Source organism: Salmonella sp. SAL04196 (genome assembly GCF_046550835.1).
GTDB lineage: Bacteria > Pseudomonadota > Gammaproteobacteria > Enterobacterales > Enterobacteriaceae > Salmonella > Salmonella enterica.
In genome coordinates, this window is record NZ_JBGDXE010000002.1 from 56,878 (window position 1) to 74,599 (window position 17,722).

Annotated in this window: 15 protein-coding genes; 4 read left to right on the forward strand and 11 right to left on the reverse strand. The window is 52.2% G+C overall.

Going from position 1 to position 17,722, the window contains the following annotated elements:
• Positions 1–33: 33 nt before the first annotated feature.
• The 8 genes from ACLJPE_RS09730 to ACLJPE_RS09765 form a co-directional block, all read right to left on the reverse strand.
• Positions 34–402 (reverse strand): DUF1090 domain-containing protein, encoded by a 369-nt coding sequence (locus ACLJPE_RS09730; RefSeq protein WP_000877297.1) that lies wholly within the window; start codon positions 400–402, stop codon positions 34–36.
• A gap of 144 nt (positions 403–546) precedes the next feature.
• Positions 547–930, reverse strand: coding sequence for an EnvZ/OmpR regulon moderator MzrA (mzrA, locus tag ACLJPE_RS09735; protein WP_000917516.1), 384 nt, complete (start codon positions 928–930; stop codon positions 547–549).
• Positions 931–933: 3 nt separating this feature from the next.
• Positions 934–1,596, reverse strand: coding sequence for a DedA family general envelope maintenance protein YqjA (gene yqjA / locus ACLJPE_RS09740; protein WP_000422137.1), 663 nt, complete (start codon positions 1,594–1,596; stop codon positions 934–936).
• A 449-nt stretch (positions 1,597–2,045) separates the two neighbouring features.
• Positions 2,046–3,290 carry a serine/threonine transporter SstT gene (gene sstT, locus ACLJPE_RS09745; RefSeq protein WP_000235360.1) on the reverse strand — a complete coding sequence of 415 codons (1,245 nt, stop codon included), beginning with the start codon at positions 3,288–3,290 and terminating at the stop codon, positions 2,046–2,048.
• 254 nt (positions 3,291–3,544) lie between these two features.
• The gene (locus ACLJPE_RS09750; RefSeq protein ID WP_001098833.1) at positions 3,545–4,513 is read right to left on the reverse strand and encodes a TerC family protein; all 969 of its coding nucleotides are present in this window, start codon (positions 4,511–4,513) and stop codon (positions 3,545–3,547) included.
• Positions 4,514–4,782: 269 nt separating this feature from the next.
• Complete coding sequence (locus ACLJPE_RS09755) at positions 4,783–5,781, reverse strand: Gfo/Idh/MocA family protein (protein WP_000617682.1); 999 nt, start codon at positions 5,779–5,781, stop codon at positions 4,783–4,785.
• Between the two features lie 88 nt (positions 5,782–5,869).
• Complete coding sequence (locus ACLJPE_RS09760) at positions 5,870–6,562, reverse strand: vancomycin high temperature exclusion protein (RefSeq protein WP_023214012.1); 693 nt, start codon at positions 6,560–6,562, stop codon at positions 5,870–5,872.
• Between the two features lie 151 nt (positions 6,563–6,713).
• The gene (locus ACLJPE_RS09765) at positions 6,714–7,211 is read right to left on the reverse strand and encodes a M48 family metallopeptidase (RefSeq protein WP_000202966.1); all 498 of its coding nucleotides are present in this window, start codon (positions 7,209–7,211) and stop codon (positions 6,714–6,716) included.
• Positions 7,212–7,296: 85 nt separating this feature from the next.
• Here ACLJPE_RS09765 and rlmG point away from each other — a divergent pair, with 85 nt between their 5' ends.
• Positions 7,297–8,433 (forward strand): 23S rRNA (guanine(1835)-N(2))-methyltransferase RlmG, encoded by a 1,137-nt coding sequence (gene rlmG / locus ACLJPE_RS09770; protein ID WP_000019989.1) that lies wholly within the window; start codon positions 7,297–7,299, stop codon positions 8,431–8,433.
• An 80-nt stretch (positions 8,434–8,513) separates the two neighbouring features.
• Here rlmG and ACLJPE_RS09775 read toward each other — a convergent pair whose 3' ends face one another.
• Together ACLJPE_RS09775 and ygjG are read right to left on the reverse strand one after the other, a co-directional pair.
• Complete coding sequence (locus tag ACLJPE_RS09775; RefSeq protein WP_039514406.1) at positions 8,514–10,532, reverse strand: NADPH-dependent 2,4-dienoyl-CoA reductase; 2,019 nt, start codon at positions 10,530–10,532, stop codon at positions 8,514–8,516.
• A gap of 170 nt (positions 10,533–10,702) precedes the next feature.
• Positions 10,703–12,082 (reverse strand): putrescine aminotransferase, encoded by a 1,380-nt coding sequence (gene ygjG / locus ACLJPE_RS09780; RefSeq protein WP_001520281.1) that lies wholly within the window; start codon positions 12,080–12,082, stop codon positions 10,703–10,705.
• Positions 12,083–12,511: 429 nt separating this feature from the next.
• Between ygjG and ACLJPE_RS09785 the strand changes: the two genes are divergently transcribed.
• Together ACLJPE_RS09785 and ACLJPE_RS09790 are read left to right on the forward strand one after the other, a co-directional pair.
• Entirely contained in the window at positions 12,512–14,032 is a 1,521-nt protein-coding gene (locus ACLJPE_RS09785) for a PAS domain-containing methyl-accepting chemotaxis protein (protein WP_023212682.1), read from the forward strand.
• Positions 14,033–14,419: 387 nt separating this feature from the next.
• Complete coding sequence (locus tag ACLJPE_RS09790; RefSeq protein WP_000478462.1) at positions 14,420–15,988, forward strand: methyl-accepting chemotaxis protein; 1,569 nt, start codon at positions 14,420–14,422, stop codon at positions 15,986–15,988.
• Here the strand turns inward: ACLJPE_RS09790 and ACLJPE_RS09795 are convergent.
• Positions 15,985–16,632, reverse strand: coding sequence for a PadR family transcriptional regulator (locus ACLJPE_RS09795; protein ID WP_089082083.1), 648 nt, complete (start codon positions 16,630–16,632; stop codon positions 15,985–15,987). The two genes, ACLJPE_RS09790 and ACLJPE_RS09795, sit on opposite strands and share 4 nt — an antisense overlap.
• Before the next feature lie 231 nt (positions 16,633–16,863).
• Here ACLJPE_RS09795 and ACLJPE_RS09800 point away from each other — a divergent pair, with 231 nt between their 5' ends.
• The gene (locus tag ACLJPE_RS09800; RefSeq protein ID WP_000213762.1) at positions 16,864–17,631 is read left to right on the forward strand and encodes a siderophore-interacting protein; all 768 of its coding nucleotides are present in this window, start codon (positions 16,864–16,866) and stop codon (positions 17,629–17,631) included.
• The last annotated feature ends 91 nt before the right edge of the window (positions 17,632–17,722 follow it).

Genomic DNA, 17,722 nt, shown 5'->3' on the forward strand with positions numbered 1-17,722 from the left:
CCAGGTGAGTGAGTATTTACATTCGGCGTTAATTTAGTAGTCTCTGGCCTCAAGTTTTTTTAGCTCATCCTGAGCCTCGGCCAGCTTACGTTCACGTTTGTCTATTTTATCCGCATCGCCTTTTGCTTTTGCCTCGGCTAAATCACGTTGGCGTTCGGCTACCTCTTCTTTTTGCTCAGCGATCTTTTTCTGATGCTCGGCGCGTAGCTTGCTGTCAGTACAATTAGCGCGTACTTCGCTGAGCGCCTTGTTCAGACCCTCAATACGGCGCTGATTGTTGTGCTTTTCAGCGTAGCTAATTTCCTTTTGTATATCCTGCTCTTTTTCCTGACAAAGCGAATTAGCGTAGCTACCGGCGCTAAGTGTAAAAAGCGTGATAGCCAAAGCGATGCGGTATTTCATTCCTGAACTTTCCCTTATGTTCGGACCCGTTGTCCGGGGCGGTGATCCCGATAATAACGCGGTGGGTTAAACACCGCTTTATTAATCATAGTCATTAAACAATGAAATCACCAAAGTGAGTGATATGATTCGGATTCCTGGAGATTAGCCAAAGCGGTGTGAGCTTTCCCGTAAGCGGGACAGCCACTGTACCGTTTCGTTGTCATCGTCCTGCTGAGCGACGACATAACCGTGTGGCAGCGTTTGATCAAGTACCGTTTTTGCTGCGGCGCTTTGCGCAGGGGAATCGAAGGTAATGAGCAACATGTCATTTTTAGGCGTAATGCTTTTAAAATGAATGCCGTTCGCATCCAGATGATGCAGAACTGAGAAGCCGTCTGGCATACTGGCGCCCTGGTTAACCGCGCGAATGGCCAGCGTCGACTCTTGCTGACGCAGCGTTGACCACGTCATCATGAGTATGGTCAGCATCAGTAGAAAAGCGCTGATCCAAATGAGTTGTCGGGCAGTTATGCGTGGTTTAAGCATAAGTTATCCCCGGCTCCCATACTTCTTTTTCCACAGCATGACCAGCGAACCCGCCAGGCCAAAAAAAAGCAGCACCACGGGCAGCAGCATCAGGCATGACATTAACTGATCTTCATACTTCATAAAGACGGGCGTTTTACCCAGCAGATAGCCCAGCGACGTCAGGATAAGTACCCACAACAAGCCGCTCATCCAGTTGAAGAACTGAAAGCGCGCGTTATTCAGGCCGGATATGCCGGCAATGGTGGGCAGCAGCGTTCTGACAAACGCGATAAAACGGCCTATCAATAATGCCGACAGGCCGTGTTTATGGAAAAGGTGATGGGCGCGTTGATGATAATGTGCGGGGAGATGAGAGAGCCAGTTTTGCACGGTGTGGGTATTCCCCAGCCAGCGGCCCTGAATATAGCTCACCCAGCAACCCAGGCTGGCCGCGACGGTAAGCAGCAAAATGGTTTGTGGAAAACCCATCGCGCCTTTGGCGATCAGCACGCCGACCAGGATCAACAGGCTGTCGCCAGGCAAAAAGGCGGCAGGGAGCAGCCCATTTTCCAGAAACAAAATCATAAATAACACAAAATACAACATGCCAATCATAGAAGGATTGGCCAGTGTTTCAAAGTCCTGAGCCCACAGGGCATTCAGCAATTGAGTCAGTAGTTCCATTCAGTATTCCTGGAGAATCGGTTAACGTCACGCCGGTGATCTGAGGTTTGCACTGCCGCAACAGAGTTGGAGTTTTTATCAGCGTTGCGGAAACGGCAAATTCGCGGCCTGAACTATTCCTTGTTAAGTTGTGAAGTAAGCAAGCACTAACACACAAAAATTCAAAATGCATCTAATTGTAACAAAGGTCAACGAAGTCCGTTATAGAAATTACGCGTCGTTGAGCTTTGATTTTGCTTATCGCAAGGGAGGGTGGCGAGAGGATTTACACAGGCTGACACTTTATACTTTACGCTGACCGAGCGCCGCGGCAGACGCCATCTACATATAACGTTACGCGAGGATGTCGCGCGTGAATATCAATTCGCTTTCCGTCACAGCCTATGGATTGGGAGATTCAGATCTATCGTTACGCCGGATGGCATACGCCATCCGGCATCGATAATCACTTAGCTACGCAAGGCGTTATTCGCCAGACGTTCGTCCTCTGCCTGGCAGGCTGCCGCAGTGAACAGAACATCGGTAGATGAGTTCAGCGCCGTTTCACACGAATCCTGCAATACGCCGATAATAAAGCCGACCGCTACTACCTGCATCGCGATATCGTTCGGGATGCCAAACATGTTGCACGCCAGCGGGATCAGCAGCAATGAACCGCCTGCCACGCCGGAGGCGCCGCAAGCACACAGCGAGGCCACCACGCTCAGCAGCAGCGCTGTAGGCAGATCCACCGGGACGCCTAACGTATGAACTGCCGCCAACGTCAGAACCGTAATGGTAATTGCCGCGCCGGCCATATTGATGGTGGCGCCCAGCGGAATGGAAACGGAGTAAGTATCCCTGTCCAGATTCAGTTTTTCGCACAGCGCCATATTCACTGGAATATTGGCGGCAGAGCTGCGGGTAAAGAAGGCATAAACGCCGCTTTCACGCAGGCAGGCGAACACCAGCGGATAAGGGTTGCGACGAATTTTCCAGAATACCAACAGCGGGTTGACCACCAGCGCGACCAGCAGCATACAGCCAATCAAGACGACCAGCAGGTGCGCATAGCCCCACAGGGTGGAGAAGCCGGTGGTTGCAAGCGTTGATGAAACCAGACCAAAAATACCGATTGGCGCGAAACGGATCACCAGTTTCACCATAAAGGTCACGGCGTTAGACATATCGTTCACGAGGTTTTTGGTGGTTTCATTGCCATGACGCAGGGCAAATCCCAGGCCGACGGCCCACACCAGAATCCCGATATAGTTAGCGTTCAGCAGCGCGTCGATGGGGTTCGACACCATGCTCATCAGCAGACCGCGCAGGACTTCTACAATGCCGGACGGCGGCACGATATCCTGGGCGCTACTGGACAGATGCAGCGTTGAAGGGAAGGCGAAGCTGAACACAACGGCCGCCAGCGCGGCTGAAAAGGTGCCTAGCAGGTAAAGAAAGAGAATAGGGCGAATATTGGTTTTTTGACCGTGCTGGTGGTTGGCGATCGAGGCCATTACCAGCATCAGCACCAGAACGGGGGCGACCGCTTTTAAGGCGCCGACGAACAGGGTGCCAAGCAAGCCAACCGCTTCCGCCGCAGGCTTAGAAATCCATGCCAGTAAAATCCCCAGTACCAGACCCACTAAAATTTGTTTAACCAGACTGCCTTGCGCTAAACGCTGCAGTAGCCCTGATGCTCGTTGCGTAGCCATTTCATATTCCTTGTATTGTGTTGCTGGTCATCCCCTGCACGCTCTTACGGCGCATCTTTCAGGATGTAACAAAGTGTTTGCCTGGTTGAGTATAAGGAAAGTTGAAGGTTCGGGAAGCGAAATATCCTGGATTTTTTGCTGTGATCATGTTTTATAACTTTATATTAACAGTATTGTGACATGTTAAACAAAAACGCCCGACAGGTGTGCGCTGCCGGGCGTTTTTGACGGGGCAGGTTTACCCCGATAAAAGATTATTGCGCTCGTAGTTTCTTATCGCGCTGATGGTTAACCCAGGCGTTAATCACCAGCGTAATGGTCAGAATGCCAAACACTACGCCCAGCGAAATCGCGATAGGAATATGGTAGAAGTCGACGATCAGCATCTTAATACCGATAAAGACCAGAATGACCGCCAGACCATATTTCAGCATCGAGAAGCGTTCCGCCACGCCGGACAGCAGGAAGTACATCGCGCGCAGCCCTAAGATGGCAAACAGGTTAGAGGTCAGTACGATGAACGGGTCGGTGGTGACCGCAAAGATCGCCGGAATACTGTCAACGGCGAAGATTACATCGCTGAACTCAACCATAATCAGCACTAGCAGCAGCGGCGTGGCATACAGCAGGCCGTTTTTACGTACGAAAAAGTGCTCGTTCTCGATCGTATCGGTCATACGCAGATGCCCGCGCAGCCAACGCACCATCGGTTTTTCGCCAATGCCGGATTCGTCTTCCTTCGCCAGCGCCATTTTTACGCCGGTAAACAGCAGGAAGGCGCCGAACACATACAGCAGCCATTCGAACTGAGTGATAAGCCAGGTACCGGCGAAAATCATGATAGTACGCAACACGATCGCGCCAAGAACCCCATACACCAGCACCCGGCGTTGCAGAGCCGGAGGGACGGAGAAATAGCTAAACAGCATCAGCCAGACAAAGACGTTATCTACGGCCAGCGACTTTTCAATCAGATAGCCGGTAAGGAACGCCAATGCCTGCGGGTCAGCAACTTCGCGCCCTTGCGTTTCAGCCAGATACCACCAGAAAGCAGCGTTAAACAGTAGCGAGAGCGTTACCCACAGGATTGACCATCCTGCTGCTTGTTTCATCGACATCGCATGTGCGCCACGGCGTCCCTGCAACAACAGGTCGATGGATAGCATTATCACCACAACAACCGCGAATCCACCCCATAATAATGGCGTACCAACAGTATTCATTATTTCTCCCTATGCAAAAAAAAACGGCTAACGCCGAATGGCATTAGCCGCTGCTTTTATGCATAGACCTTGCCATTCGGCAAGGTCTCACTTACAACAATAAAGGAATACGCTGACGCATTCCTTTATGGCTGCCCGGTGACCGGATGTGGTTTTGCACACATCGTAATGACGATCGACCGGCAATGAAGTTACTCCCCTTTGCGCGTAACAAAGTATGACAGGCCACGCGTAGAGTCAATGACCTGTAACATATAATTTACATAATTTTACGCAGTAAGGGGATGGGTCAGATCGTCCGCCGGGAAGATGACCCCGGTTTGACGGCGTATTTCTGTCAGCCATTTTGCCGTGGCGCGACTTAGCGACAACCCCGGATGTTCCACGGCGTGGTTTTCAATAAGCTGGGCAAACGCCCCGGCTTCATACAGCATGGTATTAATATGCTGAGGCTGGGTCAGATCCTGCATCAGCGCGCCGCGCGGCGCAAAACACACTTTCTGGCATTCCGACAGCTTTTCAATGACCAGCGATCCCCTCTCGCCCTGAATTTCACTGGCCAGTACCGAGTCGCTGACTTTGGAATGCTGTAGCGTGACGCTAAAATCGCCGTAATCCATAACCACGACGCCGTGCGCATCTACTCCGCTTTCCAATAAATTCGCCGACGCCTGAACGCTGCGCGGTTCGCCCCATAGCGCGATCGCCGACGCCAGACAGTAATACCCGATATCCATAATCGAACCATTGGAGAAGGCCGGATTAAACGTATTCGGGTTTTCGCCGTTCAGATAGCGCTGATAACGTGAAGAGTACTGGCAGTAATTTAGGAATGCTTTATGCATTCTGCCGATTTTCGGCAACGATTCCCGCAGCAGCAGGAAATTGGGCAGGCAGGCGGTTTTAAAGGCTTCAAACAGTACCCGCTGGTTATCGCGCGCGCAGGCGATAGCGGCATCAACCTCCGCCAGGTTAGAAGCCAGCGGCTTTTCGCACATGACATGTTTTTTATGCTGCAAAAAGCGCTGTGTCTGGGAGAAATGCAGGGAGTTCGGGCTGGCGATATAAACCGCCTCTATCGCGTCGCTTTGCGCCATCGCTTCCAGCGAGGTAAACAGATGCTCGACGGGATAATCATTTGCGAAAGACTGCGCCTGTTCAAGACTACGGGAGTAAACGGCGGCGAGCCTGAATTTGCCGGTTTCATGGGCGGCGTCGACAAACTGGCGCGTGATCCAGTTAGTCCCAATTACAGCGAAACGTATCATAAACGTCAGCGGACTCCAGAAAGGGATTTTTCGTCAATGTAGCACGCCTTTCCGCCCTTGCCAGTGCGCTGCGACGCACTCTGGCATTTTACTGGCGAGAAGGGCACCCGTGTGCGCTATCAGCCCCAATAGTGACGCCTGCGCCCAGATATTTAGGCTGACGGTGCAAAATTTTGGCATCCAGCACCGCGCTAACCCGCGCCAGCTTTTCCCGAAGTCGTGTGTAGGTTCCGTGCCTTTTATTCAGATCCGGCGCGTTAACGCCGATAGCGTCAATGCCATATTGTTGCGCTAGCCAGATCGCCCGTTGATTATGGAATGCTTGCGAGATAATCGTAATGCGGCTTTCGCCAAACACTTTCCGGGCGCGAACTACGGAGTCCAGCGTGGAGAATCCGGCATAATCACAAAAAATGGCCGCTTCCGGCACACCTTTCGCTATCAGCGCCTGCTGCATCGCCGAAGGTTCATCGTACTCTTTTTTGCCGTTATCGCCGCTGACTAACAGCCACTTCACTTTACCGGCGTGATACAACGCGGCGGCAGTATTAATCCGCCGGGTAAAATACCGATTGCCGGGTCTAGCGCCTAACACCAGCCCGACGTTGCGGGCGGGAACGGTCTGAATGTCATTCCATGTCAGATGCTGCGAGGCGTTGACGATAAGCCAGTTGGAATAGAAAAGCGCGACGCCTGCTGCGACAAGCAGAAAACACGCCACTGTTAACGCCCGGCGTGTAAAACAGAGGCGGCGGATAAAACGGGCACATTGTGAGAGCATGGTTGTTGCGCGGTTCCGTTGGCGGTGGATAAAAAATACCCTCTACAGATCGTCATCCTTGACGTGGCGGCAGGCAATGAGCGAAATGTGAACGCGCCGATTTTATGCCCACGCCGTTAAAAAGATACGGGGGAAGGGGCATTTTCAGAATTTATTGTGCCGACAGCGCCTGATGCGTCAGCCACAGTCGCGTATCAAACTCCAGTTGATGGTACTGCGGCTCCATATGGCAGCAGAGCTGATAAAACGCTTTGTTATGATCTTTCTCTTTCAGGTGCGCCAGCTCGTGAACCACAATCATCCGTAAGAATGGCTCCGGGGCGTTACGAAACACGGTGGCGACGCGGATCTCCGCCTTTGCCTTGAGCTTGCCGCCCTGAACGCGCGAGACAGCGGTATGCAGTCCCAGCGCATTTTTCAGCACATGGATCTTGCTGTCATACATCACTTTATTAATGGGCGGCGCATTGCGCAGAAACTGACTTTTCAGTTCCTGAGTATAGTGATATAGCGCTTTGTCAGTGGCGTAATCATGCGCGCCGGGATAACGTTTTTCCAGCACTGCTCCCAGGCGCTGCTCGGCGATTAAGGCGCGCACCTGGGCAAGGAGATGTTCCGGATACCCCTGAAGGTAAGTTAGTGAGGTCATCAAAGCTCCATGTTGCTGATAAAAAGTGTATACTCACGCACCCTTTTCAGGGATAACGCCGCAATTTTACCATTCAGGAGGCCTAATGAGCCACGTAGACGACGGTTTCCGTTCACTGACGCTGAAACGTTTTCCGCAAACGGATGATGTTAACCCGCTTCTGGCGTGGGAGGCGGCCGATGAGTATCTGCTGCAACAGTTGGATGAGACGGAAATTCGCGGCCCGGTGCTGATCCTGAATGATACGTTTGGCGCGCTAAGCTGTGCGCTGGCGGAGCATTCGCCATACAGTATTGGCGATTCGTATTTAAGCGAACTGGGTACGCGAGAGAATTTACGCCATAACGGCATCGCGGAGTCCAGCGTAACGTTTCTCGACAGTACCGCTGACTACCCGCAGGCGCCGGGCGTGGTATTGATTAAGGTACCGAAAACACTGGCGTTGCTGGAACAGCAGTTACGCGCTTTGCGTAAGGTCGTTACGGCGCAAACGCGTATTATCGCCGGCGCGAAAGCGCGTGATATTCATACCTCTACGCTGGAACTGTTTGAAAAAGTGCTGGGCCCAACCACGACGACGCTGGCGTGGAAGAAAGCGCGCCTGATTAACTGTACATTCAGTCATCCGCAACTGGCCGACGCGCCGCAAACGCTAAGCTGGAAACTGGAAGATACAGGCTGGACGATTCACAACCACGCGAATGTGTTTTCTCGTACCGGATTGGATATCGGCGCGCGCTTCTTTATGCAGCATTTGCCGGAAAACCTCGACGGGGAGATTGTCGATCTCGGCTGCGGCAATGGGGTGATTGGCCTGAGCTTACTGGCGAAAAATCCGCAGGCGAACGTGGTATTTGTCGATGAATCGCCGATGGCGGTAGATTCCAGCCGTTTGAATGTAGAAACGAACCTGCCGGAAGCGTTCGAACGCTGCGAATTTATGATCAACAATGCGCTCTCCGGTGTGGAGCCGTTCCGTTTTAACGCTGTGTTCTGCAACCCGCCGTTCCACCAGAAACATGCGCTGACGGATAATATCGCCTGGGAGATGTTCCATCATGCCCGCCGCTGCCTAAAAATCAACGGCGAACTGTATATTGTGGCGAACCGCCATCTGGACTATTTCCACAAGCTGAAGAAGATTTTCGGTAATTGTGCGACGATAGCAACCAACAATAAATTTGTTATTTTGAAAGCGGTGAAGCAGGGACGCCGTCGATAAGGCGCTCAAGCGTCATACCGGCCTATAAAACCGGTATGACGGTGTAAGCCCGATAAGCGCAGCGCCATCAGGCAAAGTCGTTAAATCTCCAGCGCCAGTCGGGTGCCCTGGGCAATCGCCCGTCGGGCATCCAGCTCCATCGCGACATCGCATCCGCCGATAAGATGTACCGTTTTACCTGCGGCGCGTAACGGGTCTGCCAGCTCGCGGCGGGGTTCTTGTCCGGCGCAGATCACCACATGATCCACTTCCAGCAACTGCGGTTCGCCGCCGATCAAGAGATGTAATCCGTCGTCGTCGATCTTCTGGTAACTGACTGCCGGGATCATCTTCACGCCGCGCGCCAGTAACGTCGCGCGATGGATCCAGCCGGTGGTTTTACCTAACCCTTCGCCCGGCTTGCTGGCTTTGCGTTGCAGCATGACGATTTGCCGTGGACTACGTGCCAGGCGCGGGCCTTCCGGGCGCAGACCGCCTGACTGTTGCAGGCTGGTATCAATTCCCCATTCCGTACAAAATTCAGCAATATTTTGGCTGGTGGATTCGCCGTGCTGGCTCAGATACATGGCCGTGTCAAAACCGATCCCGCCGCAGCCGATGATCGCCACTCGTTTACCAACCGGCGCTTTATCGCGCAATACCTCCAGGTAGGTCAATGCTTTTGGATGATCGATACCGTCTATCGGCGGGCGGCGCGGTACTATTCCGCAGGCGAGGATCGCTTCGTCAAACGGCTGAAGATCCTCTGCGTTCACCTGTTGGTTCAGTTTCAGCGTAACGCCAGTAATATCGATCATTCGACGGTAGTAGCGCAGCGTTTCGTAAAACTCTTCTTTACCCGGGATCTGCCTGGCGATAGTAAACTGACCGCCAATTTCACTCTGGGCGTCAAACAGCGTGACATGATGGCCGCGCGACGCGGCGTTAATCGCGAAAGCCAGCCCCGCAGGGCCTGCGCCGACAACGGCCAGATTCTTTTTGCGTATGGCCGGCGTTATCGGCATGTGGGTTTCGTGACAGGCGCGTGGGTTCACCAGACAGGAGGTCACTTTGCCGATGAAGATCCGATCCAGACAGGCCTGATTACAGCCGATACAGGTGTTGATCTCATCTGCGCGTCCGGATTGCGCTTTAGTCAGGAATTCGGCATCGGCAAGGAAGGGACGCGCCATCGACACCATATCGGCATCGCCGCGCGTCAGGATCCTCTCAGCGACCTGCGGATCGTTAATGCGATTGGTCGCGATCAGCGGAACCGACACATGACCTTTGAGTTTCCGCGTCACCCAGCTAAAGGCGCCACGCGGTACTGGCGTGGCGATGGTCGGGATTCGCGCCTCATGCCAGCCAATGCCGGTATTAATTAGGCTTGCGCCTGCGGCTTCAATGGCTTGCGCCAGTTGTACCGTTTCGTCGAACGTGCCGCCATTTTCCACCAGATCGAGCATCGACAGGCGATAGATAATAATAAAGTCGTTCCCTACCCGCTGGCGTACCGCGCGTACTACCTCAACCGCGAAGCGCATACGGCTGGTATAGTCGCCGCCCCATTCGTCATCGCGATGGTTAGTTCGCCGGGTGAGAAATTCATTAATCAGATAGCCCTCTGATCCCATCACCTCTACGCCGTCGTAGCCTGCTTCCCGCGCCAGTTGCGCGCAATGCGCGAAGTCGTCGATTAACTGCAAGATTTCATCATGCGTCAGTTCGTGCGGCATAAAGCGGTTGATTGGCGCCTGAATTGCCGACGGCGCGACCAGGTGCGGCTGATAGCTGTAACGTCCGGTGTGCAGAATTTGCAGCGCGATTTTACCGCCTTGCGCATGTACGGCATCGGTCACCACGCGGTGAGGCGTTAATTGGCTGGCATCGTTCAGCATCGCACCGCCGGTCATCACGACCCCGGAGGGAACGGGCGCAATACCGCCGGTGACGATTAACGCTACGCCGTGTCGCGCGCGCTCGGCATAAAATGCCGCCAGGCGCTCAGCGCCATCAGGATGTTCTTCCAGACCCGTGTGCATCGCTCCCATCAGCACGCGGTTTCTGAGAGTAGTAAAGCCCAGATCGAGCGGGGCGAACAGCGATGGGTAGCTCATAAGCGTATCCAGTATGTAAAATTATTGTTATGTGGTCGGATGAGTTACTACTGTAGCCGTCGCGAGGTAAAAGGGAAAAGGGGAATGTGGTGATTGTGATGGGATTCAAAAAAGAGGCTGCGACCCGGGGAAAACAGGCCGGATAAGCACAGCGCCATCCGGCATCGTTTTTAAACCTCTTCAACGCTCACCTGCATCGCCGCCAGCGCATTACGCGCTGATTTCAATACCTGTTCGCACAGTTCAATGGTTAGCGTGAGCGGTGGCTCAATACGAATTGTTTTCGCATTATTCAGCGTACCAGCGACCAGCACGCGTTGACGGAACATCTCACTGGCAAAACGGTAGCCCGTTTCGTTATCGACAAATTCAATGGCCATCAACATACCTTTGCCGCGCGCATCGTGTACCAGATTGGGATATTCACGCGCAAGTTGTCGAAAACCATCCAGGAGCGTATCGCCTTTTTGTTCCGCCTGGGCCGGGAGATTTTGTTCCAGCAGGACGTTAATGGTCGCCAGCGCGGCAGCACAAGCCAGCGGATTACCGCCAAAAGTGGTGGTATGCAGGAAGGGGTTGTCGAACAGAACCGAAAACACCTCTTCAGTCGCGATGGTGGCGCCAATCGGCATCACGCCGCCGCCCAGGGCTTTCGCCAGACACAGAATATCAGGCTGCACATTTTCGTGCTCGCAGGCAAACATCTTGCCGGTACGCCCCATGCCGGTTTGTACTTCATCCAGAATCATCAGCGCACCGAATTCGTCACAGAGCTTACGTACCTCTGTCAGGTATCCCTGCGGCGGCAGGATCACGCCGCCTTCACCCTGAATTGGCTCCAGAATCACGGCTGCTATCTCGTCGCCCGTTTTTTTGCCTTCGCTAAATGCCATGCTCATCGCGTCGATATTGCCAAACGGCACATGGCGGAAGCCCGGCAGTAAAGGCATAAAGGGTCTGCGGAAGGTGGATTTGGCCGTGGCGGAGAGCGCGCCCAATGATTTGCCGTGAAATGCGCCGCTGGTGGCGATAAAGGTAAACTTGCCGCGCGGCGACTGATACGCTTTTGCCAGTTTTAGCGCCGCTTCGACGGATTCGGTGCCGCTGTTACAGAAAAAGCTGTACTTGAGTTTCCCCGGTGTCAGCGCCGCCAGCGTTTTTGCCAGCATCGCCCGCAAGGGGTCAAGTAACTCCTGGCTGTGGAGAGGTTGTTTTGCGAGTTGATTCTGGACGGCGGATACCACAACAGGATTACGGTGCCCCACGTTAAAGATGCCAAACCCCCCAAGACAGTCGATAAACTCCTGCCCCTGGGTGTCGACAAGCGTATTCAAACTGCCCGCTTGCCACTCTACGGCTCCGTAATCCCCGCCGGCGGTAACAGATTTCCGGTATTCCAGAAATCCTGGATTTACATGCTCTTTAAAGTAGTCAATGACCTCTCGGTTTAGTGCTTTCATTTCCTCATGGTTTAGCGTTCGCTTCTCGATGAGATTCAGTGCGTGCGCGCTACAGGCCAAAGCCGATGCGCTGGAAGGTAACCTGTTCAAAATGAGCTCCAGAGGGCCGTGTATCACATGATACTGAATTAAGTATTGCAGGGATTAGCGGGGGTCTAAGCCCATAGTGAAAATCGGGATAAACACCAGGAATAATCACATTTACACAACATTTAATGTTATGTGTTAACAATTGGATGCATTTTGAGCAGATCTTGTTTTATGGTTTACGGTGTGTTGCGTTAACGGCGGCGTGAGAAAAAGGTGAGCCAGGGCAGATTTTAAAGAAAAAGGTTGTCCATGCTAAACAATTTCATAATGAAAATAAGGCGCAGGATGAGGTGAAAATCGTACAAATATTAAGGATTAATCGCAAATTGCGATCCAGAGCAATTTTAACAACTAAAGATAAATAGATTAGCGCCGAAATAACATCTGAGCGAAAAATTAACATCCAGATAACCTGCACAGGACGCTATCATGTCTTCTCATCCCTACGTCAGCCAGCTAAATACCCCGCTGGATGATGATACCACTCTGATGTCTACGACCGACCTGGAAAGCTATATCACTCACGCCAATGACACTTTTGTCCAGGTGAGCGGCTATCAGTTAAACGAGTTACTGGCGCAGCCACATAATCTGGTGCGTCATCCGGATATGCCGAAAGCTGCCTTCGCAGATATGTGGTACACCCTAAAACAGGGCGAACCGTGGAGCGGCATTGTGAAAAACCGGCGTAAAAACGGCGACCATTATTGGGTGAGGGCCAACGCGGTACCGATGATACGTGAAGGGCGTGTGACGGGATATATGTCGATCCGTACCCGCGCCACGGATGATGAGATTGCCGCCGTCGAGCCTTTATATCAGGCGCTAAATGAAGGGCGGTGTAGTAAACGTATTCATAAAGGCCTGGTGGTTCGTCAGGGCTTGCTGGGCAAACTGCCCGCTATGCCTGTTCGCTGGCGAGTGCGTAGCATTATGGGGCTAATGGCCGTAATGCTGGCGTTGGCGCTGTTCGGTACGGATGCCTCATGGCAGGCGTTGCTGTTGGGCGCGTTGGCGATGCTGGCAGGTACGGCGCTATTTGAATGGCAAATTGTGCGTCCCATTGAAAATGTGGCGACGCAGGCGCTGAAAGTGGCGACCGGCGAACGCAACAGCGTACAACATCTTAATCGCAGCGATGAGTTGGGGCTGATGCTGAGGGCCGTGGGGCAGCTTGGCTTGATGTGCCGCTGGCTGATCAATGACGTATCAAGTCAGGTTTCCAGCGTCAGAAACGGCAGTGAAAGGCTGGCGAAGGGTAACAATGATCTGAACGAACACACCCGTCAGACCGTGGAGAATGTTCAGGAAACGGTAACGACCATGAACCAGATGGCGGAGTCCGTGAAGCTCAATTCCGAGACGGCTTCCGCTGCGGATAAGCTTTCCATGGCGGCCAGTAGTGCGGCGACTCAGGGAGGTGAGGCGATGGATACGGTGATTAAAACGATGGATGATATCGCTCACAGTACGCAACGTATCGGGACGATCACCACGCTAATTAACGATATCGCTTTTCAGACGAATATCCTGGCGCTGAATGCGGCGGTAGAAGCGGCGAGAGCGGGCGAGCAGGGGAAAGGGTTTGCCGTGGTTGCTGGCGAGGTACGCCATCTTGCCAGCCGCAGCGCTAACGCGGCGAACGATATTCGTAAATTAATTGATGCCAGCGCAACAAAGGTGCAGTCAGGCTCCGAGCAGGTTCACGCCGCAGGCCGTACCATGGATGACATTGTAGCCCAGGTGCAAAATGTCACCCTGCTTATCGCACGGATCAGTCAGTCGACGCAGGAACAGACAGATGGGCTTTCCAGCCTGACTCGCGCCGTGGACGAGTTGAACCGCATAACCCAGAAAAATGCGGCGCTGGTGGAAGAGAGCACACAAGTCTCCGCAATGGTAAAACACCGTGCCAGCCGGCTGGAGGATGCGGTCACGGTACTGCATTAAGTTTATTTGTAGGTAGCAACGGTAATGACATCCGCCCGGTAGCAACAAGCTTACCGGGCGGATGCGCTCTGATAGAAGGCGGTGCCTGCCATCACAGAGAGTATCAGTGGCCTGTGATGTTAAAAATAATGTGATATTTATTCCTTCTCCCTTGTCTACCTATTAATAGGTATAAGCTCAGTTGATAAATAAGAAATGGTTAACCTTTTAGCGTATTTCTTTCATTATTAGTGCCAATTTATGTCACTTTTGGTTCATCTTTCTGTGAACAATAAAAATTACTTACTAATAATGTTCCGAAATAAAAAGCGATCAATATCATAAAGTTAGTAACATTATTGCCGATAAATCTTCCTGTATGAGGATATGCAATCCCAGGGAGAAAATATGTTTTTGCATAACATTAAAATACGTTCAAAATTATTTATGGCCTTTGGCTTATTCATTGTTCTCATGGTGGTGAGTTCCGCTCTGTCTTTGTTTAGCCTTGATCGGGCTAATACGGGTATGCAGGACATTATTACCAATGATTATCCCACCACGGTAAAAGCCAATCTGTTAATCGATAATTTTAATGATTTCATCATCGCGCAGCAGCTCATGTTACTGGATGAAGAGGGGCGCTGGAGCCAGAGCTCGCAGAAAGAACTCAGTGAGATAAGCCAGCGTATTTCGGCGTTACTGGATGAGCTTTCCAGGGAAAATAGTCACGATGCGGATTCACAGAAAATCATTAATGAGATCCGTGAAGCGCGCCAGCAATATCTGGAGTCCAGATTCCGTATTTTGAAAGATATTCAAAGCAATAATCGTCAGGCGGCCATTCAGGAGATGATGACCAGAACGGTGCAGGTGCAAAAAGTCTATAAGGACAAAGTCCAGGAACTTATCGCTGTTCAGGACGCGCAGATGCATGAGGCGAGCGTGCAGGTCAAAGAGGATTTTAAAAATAATCGGACGCTGTTAATCACTTTAGCGCTGATAAGCATCGCCGCCGGAGGCGTAATGGGATGGTATATTGTGCGTTCTATTACCCGGCCGCTTGATGACGCAGTACGCTTTGCCGAGGCGATTGCCGATGGCGATCTGACTCGTCATATCACCACAGACTATAAAGATGAAACAGGCGTACTACTGCAAGCATTAATGGCGATGAAAACGCGTCTGCTGGATATCGTACAGGAAGTGCAAAACGGTTCGGAAAGTATCTCCACAGCGGCGGCGCAAATTGTCGCCGGTAACCAGGATTTGGCGGCGCGTACGGAAGAGCAGGCCAGCTCGGTTGAAGAAACGGCGGCGTCGATGGAACAGATTACCGCCACGGTTAAAAACACAGCCGATCATACCAGTGAAGCGACCAAACTCTCTGCCGGCGCCGCCAGCGTGGTGAAAAACAATGGGGAGATGATGAATCAAGTGACGCAGAAAATGCGCGTCATTAACGATACGGCAAATCGTATGTCGGATATCATCAATATCATTGATTCCATTGCCTTTCAGACCAATATTCTGGCGCTGAACGCGGCGGTTGAAGCGGCGCGAGCGGGCGAACATGGGCGCGGTTTTGCCGTTGTCGCCGGAGAGGTTCGCCAGTTGGCGCAAAAGAGTGCCTCGTCAGCTAGTGAAATCCGTAATTTGATTGAAGATTCAACCAGTCAGACTCAGGAAGGGATGCACCTGGTGGAGAAAGCCAGCGCCCTGATTAATGGCATGGTGGATAACGTCGAAGAGATGGATGTGATATTACGTGAGATTGGGCAGGCCAGCCGCGAGCAAACTGACGGTATTTCGCAGATTAACAGCGCGATTGGCCTGATTGACGCCGCCACGCAACAAAACTCCTGCCTTGTGGAAGAGTCTGTTGCCGCCGCAGCGTCGCTGAACGAACAGGCGTTACATTTAAAAGAGCTGGTTAACGTGTTCCGCGTCCGCGAAGAGGACACGCAGCCCGCTTAATCCAGTTCGGCGATTTCCAGCGCCGCGCGATCAATCACGCCGATAATGCGTTTGATTTGCGCGTCGTTGATATCGCTGTGGTTTATCCGCAGATCCAGCACGGCCTTGAAGTTATCCAGCGCCCGCTTCATCTGCGGATTTTTACGTAACTCCATGCCCACACAACGGGCTTTTAGCCGCGCCTGAATATGCGTCAGGTGTTCGCGATTTTCATCAAGCCATTGCGCGCCGTTCGCGGTAATCGCGATTTTTTTCCGCCCGCCTTCTTCGTCGCTAATCGTGATAAATTGCTGATCCTGTAAAAAATCCAGCGTAGGGTAGATCACACCAGCGCTTGGCGTATAGCCGCCCCCCGTCAGGTTTTCTATCGCTTTAATCAGTTCATAGCCGTGGCTGGCGTCCCGGGTCAGGATATCAAGAATGACCAGCCGAAGTTCCCCGTGGCCAAAAAATCGCTGACGTCGACCACCGCCCTGTCCATGACGACCACAGCCGTGTCCGTGACGGTGTTCGCCGCCGCAACTGGTGTTCTCATGCTGATGCGCGCTATGGCAGCTTTCATGCTGATGTTCTCGATCTTTGCAGCAACCATCGTGCTTATGATTCCGGTTTTTGCAACACCCTTCATGTTGATTTTGCATCATTGCCTCCTGCTTATTTAGATATATCTAATTTATATCTAAATGATGGGTTTTAGCAAGGGTAAAAACGCTTGTTGATATAATGTGTTGATTTATAAAGTTTTATTATAAAGTTATAGTTAGTGACGCGTTACCAGAACACTATCAAAAAACAGTTGCATTTTTACTGATTAACAATCATTATCATTTAAAACTTTAATTTAGATATATCGTATTACTTCACGAAGGCAAAAAATGACGACATCATCCGTACGCTACCCACAGCGTGTTCGTAATGAACTGCGTTTTCGCGAGCTGACCGTTCTGCGGGTAGAACGTATTAGCGCAGGATTTCAGCGGATCGTACTTGGCGGCGAGGCGCTGGACGGCTTTACCTCCCTGGGCTTTGACGATCACACGAAAGTTTTTTTCCCTGAGCCAGGCTGTCGCTTTACGCCTCCGACAGTCACTGAGGAAGGTATTATCTGGGGGGAGGGCGTTCGTCCGGTCTCCAGGGATTACACGCCGCTGTATGATGAGGCGCGTCGCGAGCTGGCGCTGGATTTCTTTATCCACGATGGCGGCGTAGCCAGCCGTTGGGCAATGGAAGCCCGTGAAGGCGATACACTGACGATCGGCGGGCCGCGCGGTTCGCTGGTGGTGCCGGAGGATTATGCCTGTCAGGTTTATGTCTGCGATGAGTCCGGTATGCCTGCGCTGCGTCGTCGTCTGGAATCGCTTAGTCGTCTGCCTGCGCGCCCTGCGGTAACCGCGCTGGTGAGCATTCAGGATGCCGCATATCGCGATTATCTTGCCCATTTGACGGATATTACTGTGGAATATGTTGTTGGCGGCGATGAACAGGTAATGCAAACGCGCCTGTCGCAGCTGACAATACCAGAATCAGACTATTTCATCTGGATTACTGGCGAAGGCAAAACGGTAAAACGTTTAAGTCAGTGCTTTGAAAAGGGGTTTGATCCACACCTGGTACGTGCGGCAGCCTATTGGCATCGTAAATAGCGGTATGGGGCGAGCCCTGTCAGAAACAAAAAGGCCACTCTTTAGAGTGGCTTAATTATATGATTTTAAAGCTAAAATTTGGTGGCCCCTG